Genomic DNA, 26,765 nt, shown 5'->3' with positions numbered 1-26,765 from the left:
TCGCCCCGCATGTCCGATTCTGTGGGGATTGTTGGGGGCCGTTACCGGCTGGTCAGGACGATCGGGCGTGGCGGCATGGGTACCGTCTGGCAGGCCCACGACGAGGTGCTCGGCAGGGACGTGGCCGTCAAGGAGGTCCTCCCGCCCCCCGATCTGACAGGACCGGAACGCGACCTGTTCACCGTGCGCACCTTCAGGGAGGCGCGCGCGGCCGGCCGGGTCGCGCACCCGTGCGTGGCCGCCGTGTACGACGTGCTGGAGGAGCACGGGCACCCGTGGATCGTCATGCAGCTCGTCCGGTCGCGGACGCTGGGCGAGCTGGTGCGCGAGAACGGGCCGATGCGGCCGGCCGAGGCCGCGAACGTCGGTCTGCAGCTGCTGGAGGCGCTGCGCGCGGCGCACGCGGCCGGGGTGCTGCACCGGGACGTCAAGCCGGACAACGTGCTGCTGACGGACGACGGCAGGGCCGTCCTGACCGATTTCGGCATCGCCACCACCGAGGACGAGGCGCCGGTCACCAGGACCGGGATCCTGATCGGCACCCCCGCCTTCATGGCTCCCGAGCGGGCGGCGGGCGGCCCCGCCGAGACGGCCTCGGACCTGTGGTCGCTGGGCGTGACCCTGTACGTGGCGGTCGAGGGCCATTCGCCTTTCCACCGGTCGAACGCGCTGGCCACGCTGGGCGCGGTCATGCACGCCGAGCCCGCCCCGCTGTCGCGGGCGGGCGTGCTGGGGCCGGTGCTGCTGGGGCTGTTGCGGAAGAACCCGGCCGACCGGATGACGGTGGACGAGGCGGAGCAACGGCTGACCGCGATCATCAGGGGCATCGGGCCGGAGCCGACCGGGCCGGTGCCGATCGCGGAGGTGACCGGCGGCGACGCGGCGGCGATCGCGCCGGCGGCGCGGACGCTGCCCGGCAGGCGCAGGCAGCCGCTGCTCGCCCTGGGCCTCGGCGCGCTGGTCACGGCCCTGGTCACAGGCGGCGCGGCGTGGTGGTCGCACCGGCCGCCCGAGACGTCGGGCCCGCCGGCCGTGGTGCACACGCCGCAGCAGACCGCGACCGTCTCCGGCCCGCCGCCCAGCACCGGGTCCAAGGACGGCGACGGGCGCGAGGCCGGGGACCCGCCCGGCCGCTCCGACGCCCGCCGTGACGATTCACCGCCCGCCACGTACGAGACGTCGCGCCCCGACCGGGACCCCGGCCCCGACCGCCGCGCCCAGAGGCGGGCCGACCCCACGCCCGAGGAGAGGCCCACCAGGTCGGCCGCGCCCACCCGATCCGCGGAGCCGGAGCCGGAACCCGAGCCGGACGAGGACGGGCCCGGCGAGGTGGAGCCGTCGCGCGGCGGCGGCGCGCAGGCCGAGCACTGGCACGCCTGGGAGTAGCCGGTCAGGACTCGGCGCGTACGAGGTCCAGCGCCTTCTGCAGGTCCTCGGGATAGTCGGTGCCGAACGACATCCACTCCCCCGTCGACGGGTGCTCGAAGGCGAGCGAGACCGCGTGCAGCCACTGGCGGGTGACGCCCAGCCGGGCGGCGAGCGTCGGGTCGGCGCCGTACAGCATGTCGCCCACGCACGGGTGACGCAGCGCGGACATGTGGACCCGGATCTGGTGGGTCCGGCCGGTCTCCAGGTTGATGTCGAGCAGCGACGCCGCCCGGAACGCCTCGATGGTGTCGTAGTGGGTGACGGACGGCTTGCCGCCCGCGACCACCGCGAACCTGCCGTCGCCCGACGGGTGGCGGTCGATGGGGGCGTCGACCGTGCCCCTGAACGGGTCGGGGTGGCCCTGCACCAGCGCGTGGTAGCGCTTGTCGACGGTGCGCTCCTTGAAGGCGCGCTTGAGGTGGGAGTAGGCGTGCTCGCTCTTGGCGACGGCCATCGCGCCCGTGGTGTTGGCGTCGAGCCGGTGCACGATGCCCTGCCGCTCGGCGGCGCCGCTGGTGGCGATCGTGTGGCCGGCGCCGAGCAGCCCGCCGATCACAGTGGGGCCGGTCCAGCCGACGGTCGGGTGGGCGGCCACCCCGATGGGCTTGTTGACCACGATGATGTCGTCGTCCTCGTAGACCACCCGCATGCCGGGCACCGGCTCGGCGACCGGCATCGGCGTGACGACCGGCGGCGGGAGCGTCACGTCCAGCCAGGATCCGCCGCGCACGCGGTCGGACTTGGCCGGTTGCCTGCCGTCGACCATCACCTCCCCGGCGGCGATCAGCTCGGCCGCGCGGGTGCGCGAGAATCCGAACAGCCGGGAGAGCGCGGCGTCGAGCCGCTCTCCCTCCAGCCCGTCGGGCACGGGCAGGCTACGCTGCTCGGCCACTCTTGCCCTCCCTCGTTCCGTCGATCTGGTAGCCGCGCCAGGCCAGGATCACCGCCAGGATGCCGCCGCACACGATGGCCGAGTCGGCCACGTTGAACACCGGGAAGTAGTCGATGACCGGGAAGTTGCCCGGCAGCACCTCGACGAAGTCGACCACGTGCCCCTGCAGCTGGGTCGGCCGGCCGAAGCCGGACGGGTAGCGCAGCAGCCGGTCGGTGAGGTTGCCGAGCGCCCCGCCGAGCAGCAGCCCCAGCGTGATCGCCCACGGCATGCTCACCAGCTTGCGCGCGGTGCGGATGATGGCGGCGACCACACCGGCGGCGATCAGGGTGAAGATGAACGTCATCCCGGTGCCGATGCTGAAGGCGGCTCCGGAGTTGAAGATCACCCTGAACTGGAGGACGCCGGGGATCACCACCAGCGGCGGCTCCCCCTCCAGCGCCTCCAGCACCACGGTCTTGGTGACGAGGTCGGCCACGTAGATGACGACCGCGAGGGAGGTGAGGACGGCGAGGACCCGGCCCCGCCGTCCGCCCGCCGCTACCGGCGTTCCTCCCTCTGCTTGCACGTCACGCACAGCGTCGCCCTCGGGAACGCCTGAAGGCGTTCCTTGCCGATCGGCTTGTGGCACGATTCGCACACTCCATAGGTCCCTGCGTCGATCCTGGCGATCGCACGTTCGTTCTGCGCGACCAGGTCGCGTGCATTCAGGGTAAGGGCGATCTCGCGTTCCCGCTCATACGTCTTGGCGCCGGCGTCCGCCGTATCGTCGCCGGCGCCCTGGGTGACGTCTCCGGACGCGATCTCGCTCTCGTGGCGCAGGATGTCCGCGTTCAGCTCGTCTATCTCGGTTCGCAGGCTGCCGCGTACCTCGGCCAGCTCCTCGTCCGACCACATCGACGGGGTCGCGGTCTGCGTGACTGCCGCCATGGTTGCCTCCATGCTGTTGGGCGATGCCGATCTCGGGCTGGTCAAGGCCGTGATTGGTGCGGGCAGCCTAGGTTCCTCATAACGGAACGGCAAACGACCCGCCGGACGGATTACCCCTCCCGTACTATCCCGCCTCGCCCTTCTAACTCCTGCCCAGGCGACTCCATTCCCACAAATTTGTCACTTCCAGGACTTCTCCCCCTTGCCTGGTGCGCAGCCTCGAAACCCGGAAGCTTCCGTCTCCGCTCTGCGTTATGGTGTGAACCTGCAAGGCGTTGATGGGGCCCTCTCGCGAGGGGCATCACCCCGGAGCCGCCGGAAGAACGGCTCGATCGAGCTCACTAGACCCGGCAGCAGCCAGAAAGAAGAGGGTCTCACCGAGTGTGAGGCCAAGAAGGGTGGTACCGCGGGGCCGTGTCGGCCTCGTCCCTTCACGCAACCTGTCTGCAGATCAGAGACGCGTGGAGGTCCCGCCCGACATGTCTTCGCCACCGTTCCGCTCCCTTCCCGCGCAGGTCGACCTGCCCGCGCTTGAGCGTGAGGTCCTGGACCGCTGGCGCGATGGGAAGATCTTCGAGCGCTCCGTCCAGCAGAACGAGGGCAACCCCGCGTGGGTGTTCTACGAGGGCCCGCCCACCGCCAACGGCCTGCCCGGTGTCCACCACGTCGAGGCCCGCGTCTTCAAGGACATCTTCCCCCGCTACAAGTCGATGCGCGGCTTCAGCGTGCCGCGCAAGGCCGGCTGGGACTGCCACGGCCTGCCGGTCGAGGTCGGCGTGGAGAAGGAGCTCGGCCTCTCCGGCAAGCGTGACATCGAGTCCTACGGCATCGCCGAGTTCAACGCCCGCTGCCGCGAGTCCGTGCTGCGGCACGTCGACGCGTTCGAGCAGCTCACCGAGCGGATGGGCTACTGGATCGACCTGTCGACCGCCTACCGGACGATGGACCCCGACTACGTCGAGGCCGTCTGGTGGTCGCTCAAGGTCATCTTCGACAAGGGGCTGCTGTTCCGCGACTTCCGGATCACCCCCTACTGCCCGCGCTGCGGCACCGGCCTGTCCGACCACGAGCTGGGCCAGCCGGGCGGCTACGAGACCGTGACCAGCCCGTCGGTGTTCGTGCGGATGCCGGTCACCTCAGGGCCGCTGGCCGAGCTGGGCGCCAAGCTGCTCATCTGGACGACCACGCCGTGGACGCTGGTGTCCAACACGGCCGTGGCGGTCCACCCCGACGTGACCTACGTCGCCGCCCGCACCGGCGACGGCGAGGTGCTGGTGGTGGCCGAGCCGCTGCTGGCCGCGGTGCTGGGCGACGACGTCACCGAGGTGGCCCGCTTCACCGGCCGCGAGCTGGAGCGCACCCCGTACGAGCGCCCGTTCGAGCTGGTCGACATCCCCGGCGCCCACTACGTGGTGCTCGGCGACTACGTGACCGTCGAGGACGGCACCGGCCTGGTCCACCAGGCGCCCGCGTTCGGCGCCGACGACCTGGCGGTGACCAAGAAGTACGCGATGCCGGTGGTCAACCCGATCGGCCCCGACGGGCGCTTCCTGGACGACGTGCCCATGGTGGGCGGGGTGTTCTTCAAGGACGCCGACGAGCGGCTCACCGACGACCTGCGCGAGCGCGGGCTGCTGTTCCGCGGCGGCCACTTCGACCACAGCTACCCCCACTGCTGGCGCTGCCACACGCCGCTGCTCTACTACGCGCTGCCGTCGTGGTACATCCGCACCACCGCGGTCAAGGACCAGATGCTGGAGGAGAACTCCAAGACCAACTGGTTCCCCGACACGATCAAGTGGGGCCGCTACGGCGAGTGGCTGCGCAACAACGTCGACTGGTCGCTGTCGCGCTCCCGCTACTGGGGCACGCCGCTGCCGCTCTGGGTCTGCTCGGCCGACGAGTCCCACGTGACCTGCGTCGGCTCGCTGGCGGAGCTGGGCGAGCTGGCGGGCCGGAACCTCTCGTCGCTCGACCCGCACCGGCCGTTCGTCGACGACGTGACCTTCCCCTGCCCGTCCTGCTCGGCCGAGGCGCGCCGGGTGCCCGACGTGATCGACGCCTGGTACGACTCGGGCTCGATGCCGTTCGCCCAGTGGGGCGAGGCGGGCAAGCCCGAGGGCGTCTACCCGGCGCAGTTCATCTGCGAGGCGACCGACCAGACGCGCGGCTGGTTCTACTCGCTGATGGCCGTGGGCACGCTCGTGTTCGGGCAGTCCTCGTACGAGAACGTGCTCTGCCTCGGGCTCATCCTGGCCGAGGACGGCCGCAAGATGAGCAAGCACCTCGGCAACGTGCTGGAGCCGATGCCGCTGATGGACCAGCACGGCGCCGACGCGCTGCGCTGGTTCATGGCCTGCGCGGGCTCGCCCTGGTCGGCCCGCCGGGTGGGGCACGGCGCGCTGGAGGAGATCGTCCGCAAGGTCCTGCTGACCTACTGGAACACCGCCTCCTTCTTCACGCTCTACGCCAACGCCGAGGAGTGGTCGCCGGCCGATCTGGCCTCGGCGCCGCCCGCGGCCGAGCGGCCGCTGCTCGACCGGTGGGCGCTGGCCGAGTTGCACCGCACGGTCGCCGAGGTGACGGCCGCGCTCGACGTGTACGACACGCAGCGGGCCGGGCGCAGGCTGGCCGACTTCCTCGACGACCTGTCCAACTGGTACGTGCGCCGCTCGCGCCGCCGGTTCTGGCAGGGGTCGCGGGAGGCCTTCGCCACCCTGTACGAGTGCCTGGAGACGGTGACCCGGCTGATGTCGCCGCTCACGCCGTTCGTCACCGACTACCTGTGGGACGTCCTGCGCGCCGAGGACCAGCCGTCCTCGGTCCACCTGACCTCCTGGCCGGCGGTGCGCGAGGAACTGCTGAACCCGGCGCTGTCGGAGCAGATGGCGCTGGTGCGGCGGCTGGTGGAGCTGGGCCGCTCGGCCCGCGCCTCCTCCGGCGTGAAGACCCGCCAGCCGCTGCGCCGCGCCCTGGTGGGGGCGCACGGCTGGCCGGCGCTGCCGGGTGAGCTGCGCGGCCTGGTCGCGGACGAGCTGAACGTCCAGGCGCTGGAGGACATGTCGGGCTTCAGCGCCGACCTGGTCTCCTACACGGTCAAGCCGAATTTCCGGGCGCTGGGCAAGCGGTTCGGGTCGCGGACCAAGCTGGTGGCCGCCGCGGTCGGCGCCGCCGACGCCGCGTCGGTGGCGCGCACGCTCCGCTCCGGCGCGACCGTGACGCTGGCGGCGGGCGAGCTGGGCGAGGTGACGCTCGGCCCGGACGAGGTGATCGTCACCGAGCAGCCGCGCTCCGGGTGGGCGGTGGAGACCGGCGCGTTCGACACCGGCACCGGCGAGACGGTGGCGCTCGACCTGGAGCTGACCGACGAGCTGCGCCGGGCCGGGCTGCTGCGCGAGGTGATCCGCCTGGTGCAGGAGGCCCGCAAGGCGACGGGCCTGTCGATCACCGACCGGATCTCCCTCTGGTGGCGCTCGTCCGACCCCGACCTGGCCGAGGCGCTGCGCGCGGGCTCCCAGGTCGTCGCCGACGAGGTGCTGGCCACGTCGGTGACGGAAGGCGACGAGCCGGGCCTTCCGGAGCACACCGACGCCGATCTCGGCCTCACCTTCCAGCTCCGCCGCGCCTGACGGTGCAGGACCCAGTCCGGCGGGGAAGGTGTCCTTCCCCGCCGGGCGCGTCAAATCTCGGCGGAGCCGCCGACGGGCAGCCGCCGGAACTCGGCGGCGGCCCGCTCCCCCTCGCCGGCGAGCACGCCGTCGAGGACCTTGAGGCCCCACTCGTTGAGCAGCCCGTCGTGGATCGCGTACGCGCGCCGCGGCTTGACCGCCCGCAGGTAGCGGATCAGGTCGGGCACCGTCATCCACGGCGCCTGGCCCGGCACCAGCAGCGTCGGCACCTCCACGACGGTCAGCGCGTCGCCCGGGTGGAACACCTCCCCGTCCACCAGGAACCCCACGTTGTCGACCGGCGGCACGTCGGGATGGCTGACGTGGTGCTTCTCCCCCAGGACCGCCACCCGGAACCCGGCCACGTCCAGCACGTCGCCGTCCTTGACCACCCGCACCCGGTCCCCGAGCTCCGTCAGGTGCCGCGCCACCCCCGGACAGGTGTACACGGGCAGGTCGGGACGCTCACGCAGCCGCTCGGGGGCGAAATGGTCGAAGTGCTCGTGCGTGATCAGCACCGCCTCGGCGCCCTCCAGCGCCTCGGGCTCGGGCGTCATCACCCCCGGGTCGATGACCAGGGCCCGGGAGCCCTTCTCCAGCCGTACGCAGGCGTGACCGTACTTGGTGATCCTCATCGACCCATCCTGCCGCCCTTTCACCCTGGTCGCGTCCGCTACCAGGGGCGGGCCAGCCGCTCGCGCGTGGTGTCGAGCAGCAGGTCGAGGAAGGCGGCGCAGAGGGCGTCGGGAGCGGCGCGGGTGTAGGCGGTGAGCTCGCGAGTAACCCGGGGCACCGGCTTGAGCGTGTGGCCGTCGTAGCCGGCCGGCACCACATCGGCGGGGATCAGCGCGGGCCCGAGCCCCGCGGCGGCCAGGATCGGCGCGGACGCCGTCTGCTCGGCCCTGACGGCGATCTTCGGCTGGAAACCCGCCGCGGCGCAGGCGCGGTCGAGGATGTCGGCGAGGCCGTTGCCGGGCGCGTAGTGGACCCAGCGCCGCTCCCGCAACTCCTCCAGGCGGGCCTCGGCCGCCTGCCGGCCGGCCAGCGGGTCGTCCCGTGAGACGGCGATGACGAACTCCTCCTCGCCGAGGGTGTGCACCGGCCCGGCCCAGCCGTGCGGGCGGGGGCCGATGGCCAGGTCGGCCTGCCCGCCGGCCATCGCCTGGGCGAGCTCGTCGGCGTGCCGGTGCTCGAACAGCCGCACGTCGACGCCCGGATGGCGGCGGCTCCAGACCCGCAGCGCGGCGGGCAGCACGCCCAGGCTGACCGAGTAGACGGCCGCCAGCCGCAGCTCACCCGCGCTGAGCCCCGCGGCCCGGCGCACCGCGGACACCGCACCGGCCGCGTCGGCCAGCGCGGCCCGCGCGTGGGGCAGCATGGCACGCCCGGCCGGGGTGAGGGTGACGCCGCGCGGCGACCTTTCGAGCAGCGCGGCCCCGATCGCCCGCTCCAGCGCCTGCACCTGGTGGGACAGGGCGGGCTGCGTGACGTGCAGGAGTTCGGCGGCGCGGGTGAAGGACCCTTCGTCCACGACCGTGACCAGGTATTCGAGCTGCCGCAAGCTGATCATGCACAGAACTTATCAGGACGATAGAAACTATGAGTTGGCCCTATAGAGGACACTCGCCCCAGACTTGTACCGGACAGGCGGAATGGGCCCATGACGGCACCGACGCGGCGGCCGGCTCACACCCAGCGCGAGCACGGCCTGGGGCCGCTGCTCCGAAAGGCCGCCAAGGGCGGCGACACCATCATGAAGAGGAGAAAAGATGAACAGCGTCCAGCGGAAGGTCGCCCTCGTCGTCGGCGCCCAAGGGGTGATCGGCCGCAACCTGGTCGAGCACCTCGACGCCCTCGGCGACTGGGAGGTGATCGGGCTCTCGCGTCGCGGTGGCGAGACCACCGGCCGGGTCCGCCAGGTCTCCGTCGACCTGCTCGACCGGGACGACACCGCCAAGAAGCTCAGCGGGATCACCGAGGTGACCCACGTCTTCTACGCCGCCTACCAGGACCGCCCGACGTGGGCCGAACTCGTGCCGCCCAACCTGGCGATGCTGGTCAACGTGGTCGACGCGATCGAGCCGGTGGCGCCCGGTCTGACCCATGTCAGCCTCATGCAGGGCTACAAGGTGTACGGGGCGCACCTGGGTCCCTTCAAGACCCCGGCCCGCGAGTCCGACCCGGGCCACATGCCGCCGGAGTTCAACGTCGACCAGCAGGCGTTCCTGGAGAGGCGGCAGCGAGGGGCGGGCTGGACGTGGAGCGCGCTCCGCCCGTCGGTCGTGTGCGGATTCGCCCTGGGCAACCCGATGAACCTGGCCATGGTGATCGCCGTCTACGCGGCCGTCTCCAAGGAACTCGGCCTGCCCCTGCGCTTCCCCGGCCGCCCGGGCGCCTACGACAAGCTGCTGGAGATGACCGACGCCGGCCTGCTGGCCAAGGCCACCGTCTGGGCGGCGACGGACCCGCGCTGCGCCAACCAGGCGTTCAACATCAACAACGGCGACCTCTTCCGCTGGAACGAGATATGGCCGAAGATCGCCCGCTTCTTCGACCTGGAGGTGGCCGATCCGCTGCCCATGTCACTCCAGGTGGTCATGGCGGACAAGGAGCCGCTCTGGCGTGAGATGACCGGGAAGTACGGGCTCGAACCGCACTCCTACGAGGAGGTGTCCTCATGGGCGTTCGGCGACGCCGTCTTCTCCTGGGACTACGACGTGATCGCCGACGGCTCCAAGGCCCGCCGCTTCGGCTTCCACGAGTTCGTCGACACGGAGAAGATGTTCCTCGACATCCTCACCGACCTCCGCACCCGCAAGATCATCCCCTGACCCGACAGGTCCCGCAGAATCAGCCCTGAGCCAGTCGGTTCCACAGATCACCCCCGACGGGTCGCGCAGGATCTCCCCCGAGCCAACCTGTCCCGCAGATCGTCCCCGGCCGACCGGTCCCGCCGGATCACCCCCAGCCAGCCGGTCCCGCCGGATCGGCTCTGCCAGCCGGTCCCGCCGGATCGGCTCTGCCAGTTCAAGGCCCGCACAGCGCCGCGCCGTCCGGACTCCCCCGACACGGGCACTGCGCGGACAACGCCCCGACTCACTCTGGGGCACCCCGTCGGAGCGGTCCGGACCGTTGTCGCGGGGATGACCTACGGTCAGCTGACGGTCTCGTGAGCGTGCTGGCAGACGGAGCAGGGGGTCAGACCCGCGGCCTCCGCCTGGTTGCGGGTCATGGTCTCCACACCCGAGTCACCCGCCCCCTTGATCAGCGGGCAGGCGGTGCTGTGGTAGCGGCGGGTGCCGACGATGACCTTGACCGTGCCGGACCCCTTGGCCCCGCTGTCACCGTTCGCCGCCTCGGCAGGCTCTTGGTCGCGCGCATCGTCGACGTCCGAACTGTCACCTGGCGCGGTCCTGCCGTTCTCCGCCTTGTCTTCGGACGGACGGGTGTCACGAGAAGCGGCGCCCTTGGGCAACGGCCCCTGGGCCTTGGCGGACTCGGCCGACGACGGCGGCCGCTGCGCCCCAGCCGGGGACGCGGGCTCGAACAGGGAACGCGTCCTGACAGTCTTCTCCGTCGCGGAAGCCGACTCCCCCTCGGAGGAACCCGCTACGGACGAGTCGCCTCCGCCCTTCTCACGTGACACGCCCTTCTCACCCGCGTCGTCCCGAGACGCCCCCCGATCACCCTTGGCGGAACTACCCACAGCCGAGGCACCAGGCTTCTCCTCCCGAGACGCGGCCCGATCATCCCGGCCGGCACCGGTCACAGACGAGGCACCGCTCCCTGACTTAGGAGACGCAGCCCGATCACCCTTCACAGAGCCACCGCTCCCGGACTTCTCCTCACGGGGTGTGGCCTGGTCCCCTCTCGCCGACGGGGTGCCGCCCGTGGCGGGATCCCCCGTACCGGAGGGCTTCCCCTGTGCGGGCCGATCACCCGAGCCCTCACGGGTACCCGACGCGGGCGCGGGAGGCACTGGCGTGCCGGCGGCGGTCACGCGGGGTTGCGGGCGGGTGTCAGGCCCGGAGTCCGGCTCGTCCGCCCGTGCGGAAGCCGCGTACGGACGCTTGCCCTGCTCCTGAGACGGCCGGCCCGCGCCCTGGGCACCACGACCGGGCCCTTGCGGCGATGAGCCGGATCCCGACGCCGGACGACCCGGCTCGTGCGGGGACCGGGAACCGCGCCCGGGCTCCGGGTCGTCGCGCTCCGGACGGTCCTGCCTGGACGAGCGGCTCTCCGCAGACGGACCAGAAGGACGACCCTCGGACGAGCGGCTCTCCGCGGACGGACCAGAAGGACGACCTCCGGACGAGCGGCTCTCCGCAGACGGACCGGAAGGACGATCTCCGGACGGGCGGCCGCGCTGCTGGACCGGGCGGGTCTGCTCGGCGGTGGGGGCGCCGGGACGGGAACCCTCAGGCTCCGGCGCGGCGGCGGACGGCTCGCCCTTGCCCGCGGGCGGCGGCGCGTCCTCGGTGGTGCGGCCGAACCAGCCCGCTTCGGCGGGCGAGGCGGCGGACTCCTGAGCGGGGGTGGCGGGCTCCGGCGGAAGCACCGGCGGCCGAAGGTCGCGGGTCGGCTCGGAGGGGTCGGCGAGGCTCTCAGCGGGGACCGCGGGCGCCGAGTCGTCGGCGGGGGGCAGTTGCCGCCCGCCGAGCGCGGCGTCGGGCAGGCAGGCGGTGCAGGGCGTGAAGCCCTCTTCGCGAGCCTCCTCGTAGGTGAGCTCCTCGTGATCCCGTCCGGCCAACTGGCGGCAGCCTCGGACGTGGTATCGCTTGCGCCCGGGGATCACCAGCACGATCGCGTCGGGGGAGATCCCCCCGGCCGCGGGCCGGTGCGGCGTGGGGACGCCGGGCGCGGGCGACGGCACGGTCGCCGTCCGCGGGTAGGGCTGCGGACGGGACGGCGGCGCGCCCATGGGGCCGGTCTGGGCGTACGGCGGGACGCCGGGAGGCACGAGCCCTGCCGGCGGAGGAGGGGTGGCCGGCATCGCGGCCTGCCCACCACCGGGAAACAGCTCGTGACGCCGCAGCAGCGCTCCGATCACGAGGAACAGCGCGGACAGCACGCTGACCACGATGGACCACATGATCAGGAACGGCTTTGCCAGTACGAAGCCCGCGATCAGCAGAATCACTGCCGCGAGCACCAAACCAGCACTGATAAGGATCACTAGGGGCTCTTTCGAGTGACGGGTCCTTGGTGTGACCCGCTACACCTTACCGGCGCTCGTTGTGGGGACCGTCGCTGCCGGGGAAGGCGCCCTGCGGGGCCTCGCCGCCGAACGGGTTGGGGTTGCCGGGCAGAGGCTGCTGACCGCCCTGGGGCACGGCGTGCGACATGGCCGGCGCGCCGGAGGGACCGCCCGACATGACCGGGAACCCGCCGCTGCCCTCCGCTGAGACGTTCAGCTCGGCGAGCTGGTTCTCCAGGTAGAGCTTGAGGCGGCTGCGGTACTCGCGCTCGAAGCTGCGCAGTTCCTCGACCTTGCGCTCGAGCTCGTCGCGGGTCTGGACGAGGGAGCCCATCGCCTGACGGTGCCGCTCCTGGGCGTCGCGCTCGAGCGTCTCGGCGCGGGCGCGGGCGTCGCCGATGACCTGCTCGGCCTGGCGGCGGGCCTTGGTGAGGATCTCGTCGGCCTCGCGGCGGGCGCGGGTCACGGTCTCGTCCGCCTCCCGGCGGGCGTCGGCGATCGCCTGGTCGGCCGTCTGCTGGGCGAGGGCGAGCACGCGGGCGGCGGTGTCCATGTTGTCTTCGGCGGGCGGCATGTTCATGCCCACCGGCACCGGCTGCGGCTGCTGATGCTGCGGCGGCTCCGGCGCGCGCATGGGCTCCGGCTGGGGCGGCGCCATCATCTCAGGCTTGGGCTGCTCCTGCACGGGCGCGGAGGCCATGGGCATGTTCATGCCACCAGGCACTTTGCCGCGCATGCACTCGGAAAGCTTGGCACGCAGCTCTTCGTTCTCTTGGATCAAGCGGTCAAGCTCAGCCTCGACTTCGTCGAGGAAGGCGTCGACCTCTTCCTCGTCGTAGCCCGGTCGGAGCCGGGTGGTACTGAACTGCTTGTTCCGCACATCAGCGGGCGTAAGCGGCATTTTGGTCTCCTTGGCGCGCTTGGAGTCTGTCCGGAGGGACGGTCACCCGAATCACTTCAGCGCGGACACGAGTTGGATCATGACCGGGTGCCCTGCAGACCTCGTCACGGACCGAACGATCCTACGACGTTGATCAAGATCAACACGACGATGAAGAGGACTGTGAAGCTTAGGTCAAAGGCCACCGTACCCAACCGCAGTGGGGGAATGAAACGGCGGAGGAACTTGAGAGGCGGGTCGGTCGCGGTGTACGTGACCTCCGCCAGCACGAGCACGACCCCGGTGGGCCGCCACGAGCGGGCGAACGCCTGCACCGTCTCGAAGATCATCCTGCCGATGAGAAGCACCAGGTAGAGAGACAGGACTACGACCAAGATCTGGCTGACTATCCCCACGGTCCGGCCGCGCCTCCACTTCTGATGCACTCCCCCGGTCTCGGCGAGACCCGGTTGAGTCCGATTGACATACAGAGCACTCTAACTCTGGTTGAAGAACCCGCGTTCCGCGATTCGAGCCTTGTCCTCGGCGGTCACCTCGACATTGGCAGGGGACAACAGGAACACCTTGTTGGTAACACGTTCAATGCTTCCATGTAGGCCAAAGACCAGACCTGCCGCGAAATCGACGAGCCGTTTTGCGTCGCTGTCGACCATCTCAGTCAGGTTCATGATGACGGGGGTGCCGTCACGGAAGTGCTCGCCGATGGTTCGGGCTTCATTGTACGTGCGGGGATGCAGGGTGGTGATCCGGGCCAGGTCGGTGGTACGGCGCTCAAGGACAGTGGTGGCCGGCCTGGGGGCGGGGACGGACGGATCGGTGTCCTCCTCCCGGTCCTGGACCGTGACAGGCCGGTCCTCGCCCGCGCGCTGGACGTCGTCCTCGTACGGGTAGTCGTCGGGGTAGGTCTCGTACCTCTCGTAGCGGTCGTCCTCCACGAGACCGAGGTAGACCGCCATCTTGCGCATCGCGCCGGCCATCGCTAAGTCGTCCTCCTGCTCATGGTCGCACTCGCTCGGGCCTGTCGCCGGGTCCGAGGCGGTAGCCGTACCCCCTTGGAGCTCACCGCTGATCGACCTCTACCGGATCATGGGCCTGAAGACCCACTTGAGGGGACATTACCTGACGAAGAGCTTCCGACGGCCGAGCAACGCCGTACCGACCCGCACGTGTGTCGCGCCGTGGGCGATGGCCTCCGTCAGATCGTCGCTCATCCCCGCGGAAATCATCGTGGCACGTGGGTGCCTCTCCTGTACGGCCACCGCGACATCACGCAGCCTCGCGAACGCCTTGGCCGGATCCTCGCCCAGCGGCGCCACCGCCATGACCCCGCCGAGCCGCAGACCGGGAGCGCCGGCGATCAGGTCGGCCAGCGCCGGCACGTCGGCCAGGACGGCGCCGCCGCGCCCCGGGTCGTCGTCGAGCGCCACCTGCACCAGGCAGCAGACCTCCCTGCCCCGCTTGACGGCCTCCCCGCTGATCGCCCTCGCCAGCCGGGGCCGGTCCACCGAGTGGATCACGTCGGCGTACCCCACCACGGAGCGGACCTTGTTCGTCTGCAACTGACCGACGAAGTGCCAGGTCAGCGTCAGGTCGGCGCACTCGCGCGCTTTCGGCGCGGCCTCCTGGTCGCGGTTCTCGCCCACGTCGCGCAGGCCCAGCCCGGCCAGGATCCGCACGTCGTCGGCCGGGTACGTCTTGGTCACGGCGATCAGCGTCACCTCGTCCCGGTCCCGCCCCGCCGCCCGGCACGCCTCGGCGATCCGCTCGTCCACCTCGGCCACGCGCGAGGCGATCTCTTCCTTCCGCACGCCTCTCCTTCCTGTCAGCCCATTCTCCCCCGCACACCACGCACCCGCCTGAGGGGAGGACCCCCGGGACGCCCTGTCGCCCCGCCCTCCACCGGCAGCCCCGCGAACGGGGCCTGACATGGCGGCGCCGCTCCCGTACCGCGTCACGGGGTGCGCAGGCGGAGGGAGCGGCGGCCGGGTGGAACGGTTACTTGAGGAAGTCGGGGACGTCGAGTTCCTCCTCCTGCTCCTCGAAGACCACCGGACGACGTTTGCCGGGCTCCGACATGCGGGAGGTGATGGGCGTGGGCGGATTGGCAGGCTCCGGAGCGGGGCGCGGGATCGACACCGGGCCGGAAGGCCCGTCAGCCGGCGTCTCGTCGGCGGAGGAGGCCGGGGCGGGGTCCTGGACGCTCTCCGCCGGACGCACCGGCTCGGGGCGGGGCTCCGGGCGCGGCTCGGGGCGTGGTTCCGTACGGGGCTCCTGGCGGAAGTCCGTGCGGGGCTCCGGCCTGAAGTCGGAGCGCGGCTCGGGACGGGGCTCGGGACGCGGCTCCTGGCGGAAGTCGGAGCGCGGCTCCTGGCGGAAGTCGGAGCGCGGCTCCTGGCGGAAGTCCGTACGGGGCTCCGGCCTGAAGTCGGAACGCGCCTCGGGGCGCGCGGGCTCCGGCTTGGGCGGCGTCGGCGCGCTGGAGCGCAGCCCGGACGGCGGCACGCTGGAGGCGGCGCCGGTGCCGCTCGCGGCGGCGGGGCGGGTCTGCGGGCGCGGCGCCTGCTTGTCGTTCTGCGGCACGTCGTCGAACCCGGCGGCGATCACGGTGACCCGCACCTCGTCGCCCAGCGCGTCGTCGATGACCGTGCCGAAGATGATGTTGGCGTCGGGCGCGGCCGCCATGGACACGAGCTGCGCCGCCTCGTTGATCTCGAACAGGCCGAGGTCGGAGCCACCCGCGATCGACAGCAGCACGCCGTGGGCGCCGTCGATGCTGGCCTCCAGCAGCGGGCTGGAGACGGCCATCTCGGCGGCGGCCACCGAGCGGTCGTCGCCGCGCGCGTGGCCGATGCCCATGAGCGCCGAGCCGGCGCCGGACATGACGGACTTCACGTCGGCGAAGTCGAGGTTGATCAGACCGGGCGTGGTGATCAGGTCGGTGATGCCCTGCACACCGGAGAGCAGCACCTGGTCGGCGGCCTTGAACGCGTCGAGGACGCTGACCTGCCGGTCGGAGATCGACAGCAGCCGGTCGTTGGGGATCACGATGAGGGTGTCGACCTCGTCGCGCAGCGTCTCGATGCCGGCCTCGGCCTGCATGGCCCGGCGGCGGCCCTCGAAGCTGAACGGCCGGGTGACCACGCCTATGGTCAGGGCGCCCAGGGAGCGCGCGATGTTGGCCACGACGGGGGCGCCGCCCGTGCCGGTGCCGCCGCCCTCACCCGCCGTGACGAAGACCATGTCGGCCCCCTTGAGGACCTCCTCGATCTCCTCGCGGTGGTCTTCGGCCGCCTTGCGCCCCACGTCGGGGTTGGCCCCCGCGCCGAGGCCGCGCGTGAGCTCGCGGCCCACGTCCAGTTTGACGTCGGCGTCACTCATCAGCAGCGCCTGGGCGTCGGTGTTTATCGCGATGAACTCGACGCCCTTGAGTCCCTCTTCGATCATCCGGTTGACGGCGTTGACTCCGCCGCCGCCGATGCCGACGACCTTGATGACCGCGAGGTAGTTCTGCGGTGCTGCCACGACGAGGGGCCTTTCCGCTCGTTGACTTGCCATTTCGGTGCGGATTGTCTCCGCGTCTTGTCAGTTCGGGTAACTCTCAACCTCAAGTTGAGATTTAGATTTATGTCAACCTGAGGATTGATACGGACAGTAGGAGTTACGCTCCGGGCGGGTCAACTAACCGCGCCGCAAGCACGTCCGGCGTGTCGCGGGCTGTCCGTTTCGCTCTGACGTCTTGCCTGGTCGGGTACTCCCTGCCGCTCTACCCGATCTACAGGCTCTCACGTCGCGCCTGCTGCCCGGCACAGGCTCGGCGACACGCCTGGCGGGAAGTCGCCGTGTTTCCCGGGTACGCGCGATGCTTCGCGGCGTCTTATCCGGAATTGGATCACTTGAGGGTCACCACGTCCGGAGAGCTCACGTCGTACACCTCGGCCTTGCGCTTCAACAGGCTCCGCAGGATGCGCGCCTTGGCCTCGGGCCGGTCGGTGCCGCCCCAGACGACGGTGCGCCCGTCGGACAGGCCCAGGGTGACGTCCTCCCCCGTCGTGGCGCTGACCTGGCGAACCCGCCCCGAGATGCTCGCCGGCAGGCCGCGCACCACGTCCAGCGCCGCCATGGTGGCGGGGTCGCCGACGGCCGGACTGGCCACCTTCAGCACCGGCAGCATGGGCGGCGCCACGTCGCGCAACTCGATGACCGCCCCGGTCTTGTCGATGACGGCGATCTTGTCGCCGGCCGGGATCTGCGCGACCGGCTCCCGCTCGACCACCTCTATGCGGAGCGTGGCGGGCCAGACGCGGTCGACCTTCGCGGAGGCGACCTGACGGATGCCGCGGACCCGGTCCTCGACCTGTGCCAGATCGACGGTGGCGAGCGGGTGCAGATCGGGCACCGCCGCGGCTTTCCTCACCACATCGGGCGCTAGTGTGACATTTCCCACGATCTCCACCGTCCGGACTCCGAGCACCGGCGAGAAGAACACCAGCCACGCCGCCGTGCCCACCACGCCGGCGGTGAGCAGCACCAGGAAGACCTTGCGAGCGGTCACCGCGCCCCCGGCTCAGCGCGACAGGGCCGCGACGATCCGCGGCCCCAGCTCGGTGACGTCTCCGGCGCCCATGGTGAGCACGAGGTCGCCCGGTCTGGCGCGGCCCGCGACGAAGTCGGCCACCGCCGACCGGTCCGGCACGTACGCCACCCGCTCGGCGGGCAGCGGGACCAGACCGGCCACCAGGGCCCCGGACACGCCCGGCTCGGGATCCTCGCGGGCGCCGTACACGTCCAGCACGATCGCCTCGTCGGCCAGCCCGAGCGCGGTGCCGAACTCGTCGGCGAAGAACCGGGTGCGCGAGTAGAGGTGCGGCTGGAAGATCGCGATGACCCGGCCGTTGCCGGAGTAGGAGGCGACCACGTCGCGCGCCGCTCTGAGGTCGGCGGCCAGCTCGGTCGGGTGATGGGCGTAGCTGTCGAACACCACGACTCCGCCGGCCTCGCCCTTGGCCTCGAAGCGCCGCTTGGCCCCGGTGAAGGCCGCCAGCCCGTCTCTGATCTCCTCGAACGGCAGGCCCAGCTCGTCGGCCACGGCGATCACCGCGGTGGCGTTGAGCGCGTTGTGCGCCCCGGGGACGGCCAGCCGCACCTCGCCCTTGCTCGCGCCCGGCCCCTCGACGGTGAAGACGGTGCCGAACCCGTCGGGCCTGACCCCGGAGATCCGGTAGTCGGCGGCGGTCCCGTACGTCACCACGCGCTTGCCGCGGCGGCGGGCCACCTCGGCCACCTCGGCCGCGCCCGGGTCGTCGGCGCAGACCACGAGGAGCTCGCCGACCCGGTCGACGAACCGCGCGAAGCTGTCGTGCACGGCGCGCGGGTCGCCGTAGTTGTCGAGATGGTCGGCCTCCACGTTGGTGACCACGGCGATCTCCGGGGCCAGCATGAGGAACGAGCCGTCGCTCTCGTCGGCCTCGGCCACGAACACCGTGCCCGAGCCCTCGTCGGCGCCCAGGCCGGTCGTGACGAGCTGGCCGCCCACGCAGTAGGACGGGTCGGCGCCGCACTTCTGCAGGGCGACGGTGAGCATCGAGGTGGTGGTGGTCTTGCCGTGGGTGCCGGCGATCGCCACGCCGGTGCGGCCGGACATCACGGCGGCGAGCGCGGCGGCCCGCGGGATGACCCGCAGCCGCTGCTTGAGCGCCTCGCCCAGCTCGGGGTTGGAGTCGCGGATGGCGGTGGACACGACCACCGTGTCGACGTCCTTGATGTGCGAGGCGGCGTGGCCGATGTGCACGGTGGCGCCCAGCTCGCGCAGCTCGGTGACCAGCTCGCCGCTGCGGGCGTCGCTCCCGGACACGCGCACGCCGCGCTTGAGAAGGATGCGCGCGATGCCGGACATGCCCGCACCGCCGATGCCGATGAAGTGGACCCTGCCCAGTTCTTCCGCGGCGACGGGATCGACCAGCTTGACGAGACTCATCGGACTATCTCCAACACTTTCCTGGCGAGCGTGACGTCCGCGTCCTTCATGCCCAGCGCCGAGGCCGCCTCTGACATGACGGCGACCCGTTCGGGGTCGTGGAGAAGGGGCAGCACGTGATCAATGATCCAATCAGATGACAGTTCGGCGTCGTCCACCAGCATGCCGCCCGCGCCCGCCGTGACGCGCTCGGCGTTCATCCGCTGCTCGCCGTTGCCGTGCGGCAGCGGCACGTACGCGGCGGGCAGGCCGACGGCGGTGAGCTCGGCGCAGGTGAGCGCGCCGCTGCGGCACAGCGCCACGTCGGCGGCCGCGTAGGCGAGGTCCATCCGGTCGAGGTAAGGCAGCAGGACGTACTGAGGGTCGCCGGGCGGCGGCTCGTGCTCGACGGTGTTCTTGGCGCCGACCACGTGCAGCACCTGCACCCCCGCGGCGCGCAGGGCGGGCGCGGCCGCCAGCGCGGCGTCGTTGATCGACCTGGCGCCCTGGGAGCCGCCGAACACCAGCAGCGTCGGCCGGTCGGTCTGCAGCCCGAACCAGGAGCGGGCCCTGTCGCCCATGGACAGCCGGTCGAGCTCGACGATCTGGCGGCGCAGCGGGGTGCCGATGTATTCGGCCTTGGCGATCGAGGCGTCGGGGAAGCCGGTGAAGACGTGGTCGGTGAGCTTGGCGCCGAGGCGGTTGGCCAGGCCGGGCTTCGGGTTGGCCTCGTGGACCACGATCGGCAGGCCGCGCCGCTTGGCGGCGAGGTAGGCGGGGGTGGCGACGTAGCCGCCGAAACCGACCAGGATGTCGGCCCGCGTCCGGTCGAGGACGGCGGCGACCGCGTTGACCGCCCCGGCGAGGCGGCCGGGGACGGTCAGCAGCTGCGGCGTGAGCGCCCTGGGCAGCGGCACGGCGGGCACCAGCTCCAGCTCGTAGCCCCTGGCCGGGACGAGACGGGTCTCCAGCCCCCGCTCGGTGCCCACGCAGGTCACGCCGATGCTCGCGTCGAGGCGGCGCAGCGCGTCGGCCAGGGCGAGCGCCGGCTCGATGTGCCCGGCCGTCCCGCCACCGGCGAGGACCACCCTCATGTCGGTCACTCCCTAACGTCTTCCTCGGCCTCTGGTCATGCCCCCCAGGCCAAGCCAGCTTAGGGCCCGCACGGCCGGTCCGGGGCCACGCGCGGCCAGAGCCTCACGCGCCCCCGGCTCCCGCTTGGCGAACGACAGCAGCATGCCCAGCGCCGCCAGCGTGGGCAGCAGCGCGGACCCGCCGTAGGAGACCAGCGGCAGCGGGATGCCGGTGATCGGCAGGACCCCGAGCACCGCGCCCATGTTGACGATGGCCTGCCCGACGACCCAGGCCACGACCGCGACGGAGACCAGCCGGACGAACGCGTCGTTGACCCGGGAGGCCACCCGCAGCCCGGCGTACCCGAGCAGGCCGAACAGCGCGACCACCAGCAGCGTGCCCATCAGCCCGAGCTCCTCGCCGAGGATGGCGAAGATGAAGTCGCTCTCGCCGTGCGGCAGCCAGTCCCACTTCTGCCTGCTGCTGCCGAGCCCGAGCCCGAACCAGCCGCCCGAGCCCATCGCGATCTGCCCCTGCACGGCCTGGTAGCCCGCGCCCTGCGCGTCGGCCCACGGGTCGAGGAAGGCGCCGACGCGGGCCAGCCGGTAGGGCTCCACGGTGATCATGATGACGGCGGCCAGCACGGCGAGCGAGAGGATGCCGCCGAACAGCTTGACCGGCGCCCCCACCACCCACAGCAGCGCCAGGAAGATCAGGAACAGCACGAGCGTGGTGCCGAGGTCGCTGCCGAGCATGACCAGGATGGCCAGGATGGCGGTGCCGGGCAGCAGCGGGATGAGCATCTGCCGCCACTCGATGCGGCCCTTGCGCACCCGCCGCGCCAGCAGGTCGGCCCCCCACAGCGCCAGCCCGAGCTTGGCCGGCTCGGACGGCTGGACGGTGAACGGGCCGAAGTAGATCCACCGCTGCGCGCCCAGCTCGGACGAGCCGATGAACAGCACCAGGACCAGCGCGATGATCGACAACGCCATCAGCGGGTAGCCCATCCACCGGAAGAACCGGTAGGGCAGCTGCGTGAAGAACCACATGATGGGCAGCCCGACGGCCGCCGACAGCGACTGCTTGATGAACCAGTAGAACGGGTTGCCGGTCTCCTGCATCGCCTCGATGCTGGAGGCGGAGAGCACCATCATCAGCCCGAGCGCGAGCAGCAGCAGGCTGCACCCGAGGATCAGGTAGTAGGTCGCCAGCGGCTTGTCGAGGAGCTCCTTGAGCGTGCCGAGCCGCTCGCGGGCCCAGGTGGACGGCTGCTGCGTGGCGGCCGGGCGGGCGGGCTCGGCGCGTTCGCCGGTGGCCGTGCTCACGTGTCCGCCTCCAAGGCGCGTACGGCTCGCGCGAAGGCCTCCCCTCGGGCCGGGTAGCCGGGGAACATGTCCAGCGAGGCGCCCGCCGGGGCGAGCAGCACGGTGTCCCCGGGGGAGGCGAGGCGGGAGGCTTCGGTCACGACACGGTCCATCACACCAGTGTCCTGACCTTCGATGTCCACGACGGGGACATTCGGCGCGTGTCGCGCGAGAGCTTCGGCGATCCTGGCCCGGTCGGCGCCGAGCAGGACGGCTCCGCGCAGCCGCGGCGCGGCCTGGCTGACCAGGTCGGCCACGTCGGCGCCCTTGAGCTGCCCGCCGGCCACCCACACGATCGACGGGTAGGACGCCAGCGCGGCCGCGGCGGCGTGCGGGTTGGTGGCCTTGGAGTCGTCCACGTAGTCGACCTCGGCGACCCTGGCGACGTGCGCCAGCCGGTGCGGGTCGGGCGTGAAGTCCCGCAGGCCCTGCCGCACCGCTTCCGCCGGCACGCCGAACGCGCGGGCCAGCGCGGCGGCGGCCAGGGCGTTGGCGACGTTGTGGGGCGCGAGCGGGCGCACGTCGGCGAGTGTGGCGAGCTCCTCGGCCGCCTCCACGGGGTCGCCGACGAAGGCCCGGTCGACCAGCAGGTCCTCGACCAGGCCGACCTGGCCCGGCCTGGGGACGCGCAGCGTGAACCCGACCGCGCCGGGGTACGGCCCGGCCAGCCTGGCGCACTCCGGGTCGTCGGCGTTGTAGATCACGGTGCCGGCCCGTTCGAAGACGCGTCCCTTGGCGGCCGCGTAGGCGTCCATCGAGCCGTGCCAGTCGAGGTGGTCGGGCGCCACGTTGAGCACGGCCGCGGCGTGCGGGGCGAGCGTGGCCGACCAGTGGAGCTGGAAGCTGGACAACTCGACCGCGAGCACGTCGTACGGCTCGCGCACGGCTTCGACGACGGGCACGCCCACGTTGCCGACGGCGGCGGCCTTGTGACCGGCGGCGGTCAGCATGGCGGTGAGCATGCGCACGGCGGTGGTCTTGCCGTTGGTGCCGGTGAGCGCCAGCCAGGGGGCGGGCTGGGCGGGCCGCAGCCGCCAGGCGAGCTCCACCTCGCCGATCACCTCGACGCCCGCCGACAGGGCGGCGGCGATCAGCGGGTGGTGCGGCGCCCAGCCGGTGGTGACCAGCCGGGTGGTGCCCTCGGGCAGCGACAGCGGGCCGAGCCGGACCTCCACGCCGCGGCCGGACAGCTCCGCCGCCGCGGCCAGCTGCCGCTCTCCCCCGCCGGACTCCACGACCACCACGCGCTCGCCCCGCCCGGCGAGGGCCCTGGCGACGGCGGTGCCGGACACGCCCAGCCCGGCGACGCAGGTGAGACTCATCAGCGGGGCATCCATTCGACGTAGAACAGCCCGAGCCCGAGCGCCGCGCACAGGCCGGCGATCAGCCAGAAGCGGACCACGATCGTGGTCTCGGCCCAGCCCTTGAGCTCGAAGTGGTGCTGCAGCGGCGCCATCCGGAACACCCGTTTGCCGGTCATCTTGAAGAAGCCGACCTGGATGATCACCGACAGGGTGATGACCACGCAGAGCCCGGCGAGGAGGATGAGCAGCAGTTGGGTGCGGGTGGCGATGGCCAGGCCGGCCAGCACGCCGCCGAGGGCCAGCGAGCCGGTGTCGCCCATGAAGATCTTGGCGGGCGGGGCGTTCCACCACAGGAAGCCGACGAGCGCGCCGAGCACCGAGGCGGCGACCACGGCCAGGTCGAGCGGGTCGCGCACCCAGTAGCAGTTGGGGCCGAGCTGGTCGATGCAGTTGTTGCGGAGCTGCCAGTTGCCGATGAGCACGTACGCGCCGAGCACCACGCCGGTGGCGCCGCTGGCCAGGCCGTCGAGGCCGTCGGTGAGGTTCACCGCGTTGGAGAACCCGACGATCATGATGAGCACCCAGATGGTGAACCCCACGATGCCGATCGACGGGCCGAAGTCGCGCAGGAAGGAGAGCCGGGTGTCGGCGGGGGTGATCTGGTAGATGTTCGGCTGCTGGGTGACCAGCACGGCGAAGATCGCGCCCACGATGAGCTGGCCGAACGCCTTGGCGCCGCTGCGCAGGCCGAGGCTGCGCTGCTTGTAGATCTTGATGAAGTCGTCGAGGAAGCCGACGGCGCCGAGCCCGGTCATCAGGAACAGCACGAGCAGGCCGGAGGCGGTGACCGGCTCCAGCGTGGCCAGGTGGGAGGCGCCGTAGGCGAGCAGCGAGCCGAGCACGATGACGGTGCCGCCCATGGTGGGGGTGCCGCGCTTGCCGTGGTGGCCGGACGGACCCTCCTCGCGGATCTCCTGGCCGTAGCCGCGCCTGGAGAACACCCGGATGGCCAGGGGGGTGCCGAGCATCGACAGGACGAGCCCGACGGCGCCGGCGATGATGATGTTGGTCACCGGCCTGCACCTCCCAGCAGGAGCTCGGCGGTGCGCTCCAGGCCCATGGCGCGCGGGCCCTTGACGAGCACGACGTCGCCGGGGCGCAGCCACGGGCCGAGCTCGGCGGCGGCGGCCTGGGCGTCGGGCACGTGCACGATGCGGGGCAGCGGGGTGCCCGGGGGCCCGCCCCGCTGCGCCTGCTCGGCGCCGGCGTGGGCGCCTTGGAGCACCGGGCCCGCGTCGGGGCCCGCCACGATGAGCCCGGTCAGGCCGCCCGCGCCGGCCAGGCGGCCGACCTCGGTGTTCAGCGCCTCGCTGTCTTCGCCCAGCTCGCGCAGGGCGGCGATGACCGCGAACCGCCGCCGGTCGCGCCCGAGCACGGCGAGCGTCTCGAACGCGGCCCGCATCGAGTCGGGGTTGGCGTTGTAGGCGTCGTTGACGATCGTCACGCCGTCGGGGCGGTCGGTGACCTCCATCCGCCACCGGCTGCGCGGCTCGGCCGCCGACAGCTCCTCGGCGATGGCGGCGACGGGCAGGCCCAGCTCGTAGCCCGCGGCGGCGGCGGCCAGCGCGTTGTCGACCGCGTGTGCTCCGTACAGCCTGAGCCTGACGGGGGCGGCGCCGGAGGGGGTGCGGAGCGTGAACGAGGCGCGCCCGCGCTCGTCGGCGACGACGTCCTCGGCGCGGATGGCCGCGTGCTCGCCGCGCCCGAACAGGGTGACGCGCGCGTCGGTGCGCGTGGCCATGGCGTGGACCAGCGGGTCGTCGGCGTTGAGCACCGCGACGCCGGTGCGCGGCAGCGCCTCGACCAGCTCACCCTTGGCCTTGGCGATGGCCTCCTTGCCGCCGAACTCGCCGATGTGGGCGGTGCCGACGTTGAGGACCACGCCGATCGTGGGCGGGGCGATGCGGGCCAGGTCGGCGATGTTGCCGATGTGGCGGGCGCTCAGCTCCAGCACCAGGTAGCGGGTGTCGAGGCCGGCCTTGAGCACGGTGAGCGGGTGGCCGATCTCGTTGTTGTGGTTTCCGGCCGGGGCGATCGTCGGGCCGATCCTGGCGGTCAGCCGCGCGAGGAGGTCCTTGGTGGTGGTCTTGCCCGCCGAGCCGGTCACCCCGATCACGGTCGCGTTCGGCAGCGACGCGGCCTGCGCGGTCGCCAGCTCGGCCAGCGCGGCCGTGGTGTCGGGCACGATGACGGCGGGCGCCTCGACCGGGCGGCCGGCCAGCACCGCGACGGCGCCGGCCCGCACGGCCTGCGCCGCGTAGTCGTGCCCGTCGACGCGGGCGCCTCTGAACGCGACGAAGAGGGATCCCGGCTCGACGGCCCGCGAGTCGATCACGACGGGGCCGCGCACCACGGCGCGGGGGTCGGCCATGCCCGACAGCGCGCCCGAGGTTATCTCGGCGATCCTGGCCAGAGGCAACGGGATCATTCGTACTTCCTGCTTTCCTTGCGTGCGTCGATCGCTGCGGCGACCACCTCCCTGTCGTCGAAGGGGATCACCTCGCCTGAAACGTACTGGCCCTGCTCGTGGCCCTTGCCTGCCACGACTATGACGTCACCGCGCGTGGCGCGGTTCACCGCGAGGTCGATGGCGGCCGCGCGGTCGGGCTCAATGATCACATGAGCGCGCTCCTCGCGGGGCACGCTCAGCGCCCCTTCCATCATCTCGGCCAGGATGGCCAGCGGATCCTCGGAGCGGGGGTTGTCGCTGGTGAGAACCGCCACATCGGCCAGCCGCGCGGCGGCCTCGCCCATGAGCGGCCGCTTGCCCCTGTCGCGGTCGCCGCCGCAGCCGAGCACGACGGTGAGCCGGCCCGCGGTGACCTCGCGGAGCGAGCGGAGCACCGACTCCACGGCGCCGGGTTTGTGCGAGTAGTCGACGACGGCCTGGAACTCGTCGCCGGCGCCGGTGACCCGCTCCATCCGGCCGGGCACCCCGGTGAGGGTGCCGACGCCGTGGACCGCGGTCTGCAGCGGCACGCCGGCCTCGACCAGGGTGACGACGGCGCCGAGGGCGTTGGCGACGTTGAACGGGCCGGGCAGCGCGATCTGCGCGTCGGCCTCGACGCCGCCGGGGCCGACGATCCTGAAGGCGCTGCCGTCGGCGCCCAGGCGGGCGTCGAGCGCCCGCCACTCGGCGCCTGGGTCGCCCTGGGCTGAGAACGTGGTCATCGGCACCTTGGCCAGGCGCAGCAGCTCGCGGCCGTAGGGGTCGTCGACGTTGGTCACGCCGATCCGGCTCAGCTCGGGCTGGAAGAGCTTGGCCTTGGTGGCGAAGTAGTCGTCGAGGTCCTTGTGGAAGTCGAGGTGGTCCTGCGACAGGTTGGTGAACAGCGCCACGTCGTAGAAGACGCCGTCGACGCGGTTGAGCGCGAGCGCGTGGCTGGAGACCTCCATGGCGGCCGCGGTGACGCCCTGCTCGCGCATGAGCGCGAACAGGCCGTGCAGATCCGACGCCTCCGGGGTGGTGAGCCCGGCCTCGAAGCACAGGTCGCCGGCGTGGATCTCGACGCCGCCCACCAGGCCGGTGCGCAGGCCCGCCGCGCGCAGCCCCGCCTCCAGCAGGAACGTGGTGGTGGACTTGCCGCTGGTGCCGGTGACGCCGAGGACCGTGATGTCGCGGGCCGGGTGACCGTAGACCCAGGCGGCGACCTGGCCGAGCAGGGCGCGCGGATCGGGCACGACGAGCACCGGCAGGCCGGTGGCGACGGCCGCGTCGCGGCCCGCGGCGTCGGTCAGGACGGCCACGGCGCCGCGCGCCATCGCCTCGGCGGAGAAGTCGGCGCCGTGCGCGCGCGCACCGCGCAGCGCGACGTAGAGGTCTCCGCGCCGCGCCTGGCGGGAGTCGTGGGTGACGCCGGTGAGCGCGGCGTGCGGCGACCGCGCGGTGCCGGTCTCGGCATCGAGCATGGTCGCCAGCGCGGTCAGCGGGCGCGGCGGGCTGTCGGTGGGACGCATGGACGGGGGACGCACGGCGGCAGCGTACCCTCCCCTC

General features: G+C 72.1%; 22 protein-coding genes. 3 read left to right on the top strand and 19 right to left on the bottom strand.

Going from position 1 to position 26,765, the window contains the following annotated elements; translation table 11 throughout:
- Nucleotides 1-9: 9 nt before the first annotated feature.
- The gene (locus tag AB0K05_RS06510) at nt 10-1,386 is read left to right on the top strand and encodes a serine/threonine-protein kinase (protein WP_364227197.1); all 1,377 of its coding nucleotides are present in this window, start codon (nt 10-12) and stop codon (nt 1,384-1,386) included.
- A 4-nt stretch (nt 1,387-1,390) separates the two neighbouring features.
- Here the strand turns inward: AB0K05_RS06510 and AB0K05_RS06505 are convergent, their stop codons facing one another.
- From AB0K05_RS06505 to AB0K05_RS06495, 3 genes are read right to left on the bottom strand one after another with little or no spacing between them, the layout of a single operon-like run.
- Nucleotides 1,391-2,320 carry an RluA family pseudouridine synthase gene (locus tag AB0K05_RS06505; RefSeq protein WP_219543423.1) on the bottom strand — a complete coding sequence of 310 codons (930 nt, stop codon included), beginning with the start codon at nt 2,318-2,320 and terminating at the stop codon, nt 1,391-1,393.
- Entirely contained in the window at nt 2,304-2,804 is a 501-nt protein-coding gene (locus tag AB0K05_RS06500) for a signal peptidase II (protein WP_261808873.1), read from the bottom strand. Before AB0K05_RS06500 ends, AB0K05_RS06505 begins: the two co-directional genes overlap by 17 nt.
- A gap of 56 nt (nt 2,805-2,860) precedes the next feature.
- Nucleotides 2,861-3,262 (bottom strand): TraR/DksA C4-type zinc finger protein, encoded by a 402-nt coding sequence (locus tag AB0K05_RS06495; RefSeq protein WP_148032663.1) that lies wholly within the window; start codon nt 3,260-3,262, stop codon nt 2,861-2,863.
- Between the two features lie 467 nt (nt 3,263-3,729).
- On the opposite strand from AB0K05_RS06495, the gene ileS reads away from it, so the two are divergent.
- Nucleotides 3,730-6,879 carry an isoleucine--tRNA ligase gene (gene ileS, locus AB0K05_RS06490; protein WP_364227192.1) on the top strand — a complete coding sequence of 1,050 codons (3,150 nt, stop codon included), beginning with the start codon at nt 3,730-3,732 and terminating at the stop codon, nt 6,877-6,879.
- A gap of 50 nt (nt 6,880-6,929) precedes the next feature.
- Here ileS and AB0K05_RS06485 read toward each other — a convergent pair whose 3' ends face one another.
- Nucleotides 6,930-7,553: an MBL fold metallo-hydrolase gene (locus AB0K05_RS06485; RefSeq protein WP_364227189.1), complete on the bottom strand. Its 624-nt coding sequence runs from the start codon at nt 7,551-7,553 to the stop codon at nt 6,930-6,932.
- Nucleotides 7,554-7,591: 38 nt separating this feature from the next.
- Nucleotides 7,592-8,488: a LysR family transcriptional regulator gene (locus AB0K05_RS06480; protein ID WP_364227186.1), complete on the bottom strand. Its 897-nt coding sequence runs from the start codon at nt 8,486-8,488 to the stop codon at nt 7,592-7,594.
- A 199-nt stretch (nt 8,489-8,687) separates the two neighbouring features.
- Between AB0K05_RS06480 and AB0K05_RS06475 the strand changes: the two genes are divergently transcribed.
- Nucleotides 8,688-9,749 carry an SDR family oxidoreductase gene (locus AB0K05_RS06475; protein WP_364227184.1) on the top strand — a complete coding sequence of 354 codons (1,062 nt, stop codon included), beginning with the start codon at nt 8,688-8,690 and terminating at the stop codon, nt 9,747-9,749.
- A gap of 323 nt (nt 9,750-10,072) precedes the next feature.
- Here the strand turns inward: AB0K05_RS06475 and AB0K05_RS06470 are convergent, their stop codons facing one another.
- The 14 genes from AB0K05_RS06470 to AB0K05_RS06405 all read right to left on the bottom strand — a co-directional run bounded on the left by AB0K05_RS06470 (nt 10,073) and on the right by AB0K05_RS06405 (nt 26,728).
- On the bottom strand, nt 10,073-12,058 hold the full coding sequence (locus AB0K05_RS06470) for a hypothetical protein (RefSeq protein ID WP_364227182.1): 1,986 nt from the start codon (nt 12,056-12,058) through the stop codon (nt 10,073-10,075).
- Nucleotides 12,059-12,140: 82 nt separating this feature from the next.
- Nucleotides 12,141-13,016 carry a DivIVA domain-containing protein gene (locus AB0K05_RS06465; protein ID WP_148032668.1) on the bottom strand — a complete coding sequence of 292 codons (876 nt, stop codon included), beginning with the start codon at nt 13,014-13,016 and terminating at the stop codon, nt 12,141-12,143.
- A gap of 104 nt (nt 13,017-13,120) precedes the next feature.
- The gene (locus tag AB0K05_RS06460) at nt 13,121-13,411 is read right to left on the bottom strand and encodes a YggT family protein (protein ID WP_148032669.1); all 291 of its coding nucleotides are present in this window, start codon (nt 13,409-13,411) and stop codon (nt 13,121-13,123) included.
- A gap of 81 nt (nt 13,412-13,492) precedes the next feature.
- Nucleotides 13,493-13,993: a cell division protein SepF gene (sepF, locus tag AB0K05_RS06455; protein WP_148032670.1), complete on the bottom strand. Its 501-nt coding sequence runs from the start codon at nt 13,991-13,993 to the stop codon at nt 13,493-13,495.
- A 138-nt stretch (nt 13,994-14,131) separates the two neighbouring features.
- Entirely contained in the window at nt 14,132-14,824 is a 693-nt protein-coding gene (locus tag AB0K05_RS06450; RefSeq protein ID WP_271279029.1) for a YggS family pyridoxal phosphate-dependent enzyme, read from the bottom strand.
- Between the two features lie 187 nt (nt 14,825-15,011).
- Nucleotides 15,012-16,538 carry a cell division protein FtsZ gene (gene ftsZ / locus AB0K05_RS06445; protein WP_364227178.1) on the bottom strand — a complete coding sequence of 509 codons (1,527 nt, stop codon included), beginning with the start codon at nt 16,536-16,538 and terminating at the stop codon, nt 15,012-15,014.
- Between the two features lie 367 nt (nt 16,539-16,905).
- Entirely contained in the window at nt 16,906-17,568 is a 663-nt protein-coding gene (locus tag AB0K05_RS06440; RefSeq protein WP_148032673.1) for an FtsQ-type POTRA domain-containing protein, read from the bottom strand.
- A 12-nt stretch (nt 17,569-17,580) separates the two neighbouring features.
- A complete protein-coding gene (gene murC / locus AB0K05_RS06435) occupies nt 17,581-18,990 on the bottom strand; it encodes a UDP-N-acetylmuramate--L-alanine ligase (RefSeq protein WP_271279031.1) in 1,410 nt (469 codons plus the stop codon).
- Nucleotides 18,987-20,063: an undecaprenyldiphospho-muramoylpentapeptide beta-N-acetylglucosaminyltransferase gene (gene murG / locus AB0K05_RS06430; protein ID WP_148032675.1), complete on the bottom strand. Its 1,077-nt coding sequence runs from the start codon at nt 20,061-20,063 to the stop codon at nt 18,987-18,989. The genes murC and murG overlap by 4 nt, the downstream gene beginning before the upstream one ends.
- 12 nt (nt 20,064-20,075) lie before the next feature.
- Nucleotides 20,076-21,368, bottom strand: a complete 1,293-nt coding sequence (ftsW, locus tag AB0K05_RS06425; RefSeq protein WP_219543413.1) for a putative lipid II flippase FtsW — start codon at nt 21,366-21,368, stop codon at nt 20,076-20,078.
- A complete protein-coding gene (gene murD / locus AB0K05_RS06420) occupies nt 21,365-22,729 on the bottom strand; it encodes a UDP-N-acetylmuramoyl-L-alanine--D-glutamate ligase (RefSeq protein WP_364227173.1) in 1,365 nt (454 codons plus the stop codon). The genes ftsW and murD overlap by 4 nt, the downstream gene beginning before the upstream one ends.
- Nucleotides 22,729-23,784 (bottom strand): phospho-N-acetylmuramoyl-pentapeptide-transferase, encoded by a 1,056-nt coding sequence (gene mraY, locus AB0K05_RS06415; protein WP_148032678.1) that lies wholly within the window; start codon nt 23,782-23,784, stop codon nt 22,729-22,731. Before mraY ends, murD begins: the two co-directional genes overlap by 1 nt.
- Entirely contained in the window at nt 23,781-25,199 is a 1,419-nt protein-coding gene (gene murF / locus AB0K05_RS06410; RefSeq protein ID WP_364227169.1) for a UDP-N-acetylmuramoyl-tripeptide--D-alanyl-D-alanine ligase, read from the bottom strand. The genes mraY and murF overlap by 4 nt, the downstream gene beginning before the upstream one ends.
- A complete protein-coding gene (locus tag AB0K05_RS06405; protein ID WP_364228024.1) occupies nt 25,196-26,728 on the bottom strand; it encodes a UDP-N-acetylmuramoyl-L-alanyl-D-glutamate--2,6-diaminopimelate ligase in 1,533 nt (510 codons plus the stop codon). The genes murF and AB0K05_RS06405 overlap by 4 nt, the downstream gene beginning before the upstream one ends.
- Nucleotides 26,729-26,765 lie beyond the last annotated feature (37 nt).

It is taken from the genome of Nonomuraea sp. NPDC049486 (genome assembly GCF_040676925.1).
GTDB classification, from domain to species: Bacteria; Actinomycetota; Actinomycetes; order Streptosporangiales; family Streptosporangiaceae; genus Nonomuraea; species Nonomuraea ferruginea.
Note: the sequence above shows the minus strand (reverse complement) of the source record. Positions and strands in the feature narration are given on the sequence as shown.

What these genes read in the sequence shown, in the direction of transcription:
- murD (WP_364227173.1), bottom strand. Translation starts at nt 22,729, where the DNA reads ATGAGTCTCACCTGCGTCGCCGGGCTGGGCGTGTCCGGCACCGCCGTC.
- AB0K05_RS06465 (WP_148032668.1), bottom strand. Translation starts at nt 13,016, where the DNA reads ATGCCGCTTACGCCCGCTGATGTGCGGAACAAGCAGTTCAGTACCACC.
- AB0K05_RS06495 (WP_148032663.1), bottom strand. Translation starts at nt 3,262, where the DNA reads ATGGAGGCAACCATGGCGGCAGTCACGCAGACCGCGACCCCGTCGATG.
- murG (WP_148032675.1), bottom strand. Translation starts at nt 20,063, where the DNA reads ATGAGGGTGGTCCTCGCCGGTGGCGGGACGGCCGGGCACATCGAGCCG.
- AB0K05_RS06405 (WP_364228024.1), bottom strand. Translation starts at nt 26,728, where the DNA reads ATGCGTCCCACCGACAGCCCGCCGCGCCCGCTGACCGCGCTGGCGACC.
- sepF (WP_148032670.1), bottom strand. Translation starts at nt 13,993, where the DNA reads ATGGCCGGCGCGATGCGCAAGATGGCGGTCTACCTCGGTCTCGTGGAG.
- AB0K05_RS06510 (WP_364227197.1), top strand. Translation starts at nt 10, where the DNA reads ATGTCCGATTCTGTGGGGATTGTTGGGGGCCGTTACCGGCTGGTCAGG.
- AB0K05_RS06485 (WP_364227189.1), bottom strand. Translation starts at nt 7,553, where the DNA reads ATGAGGATCACCAAGTACGGTCACGCCTGCGTACGGCTGGAGAAGGGC.
- AB0K05_RS06475 (WP_364227184.1), top strand. Translation starts at nt 8,688, where the DNA reads ATGAACAGCGTCCAGCGGAAGGTCGCCCTCGTCGTCGGCGCCCAAGGG.
- ileS (WP_364227192.1), top strand. Translation starts at nt 3,730, where the DNA reads ATGTCTTCGCCACCGTTCCGCTCCCTTCCCGCGCAGGTCGACCTGCCC.
- AB0K05_RS06480 (WP_364227186.1), bottom strand. Translation starts at nt 8,488, where the DNA reads ATGATCAGCTTGCGGCAGCTCGAATACCTGGTCACGGTCGTGGACGAA.
- murF (WP_364227169.1), bottom strand. Translation starts at nt 25,199, where the DNA reads ATGATCCCGTTGCCTCTGGCCAGGATCGCCGAGATAACCTCGGGCGCG.
- murC (WP_271279031.1), bottom strand. Translation starts at nt 18,990, where the DNA reads ATGAGTCTCGTCAAGCTGGTCGATCCCGTCGCCGCGGAAGAACTGGGC.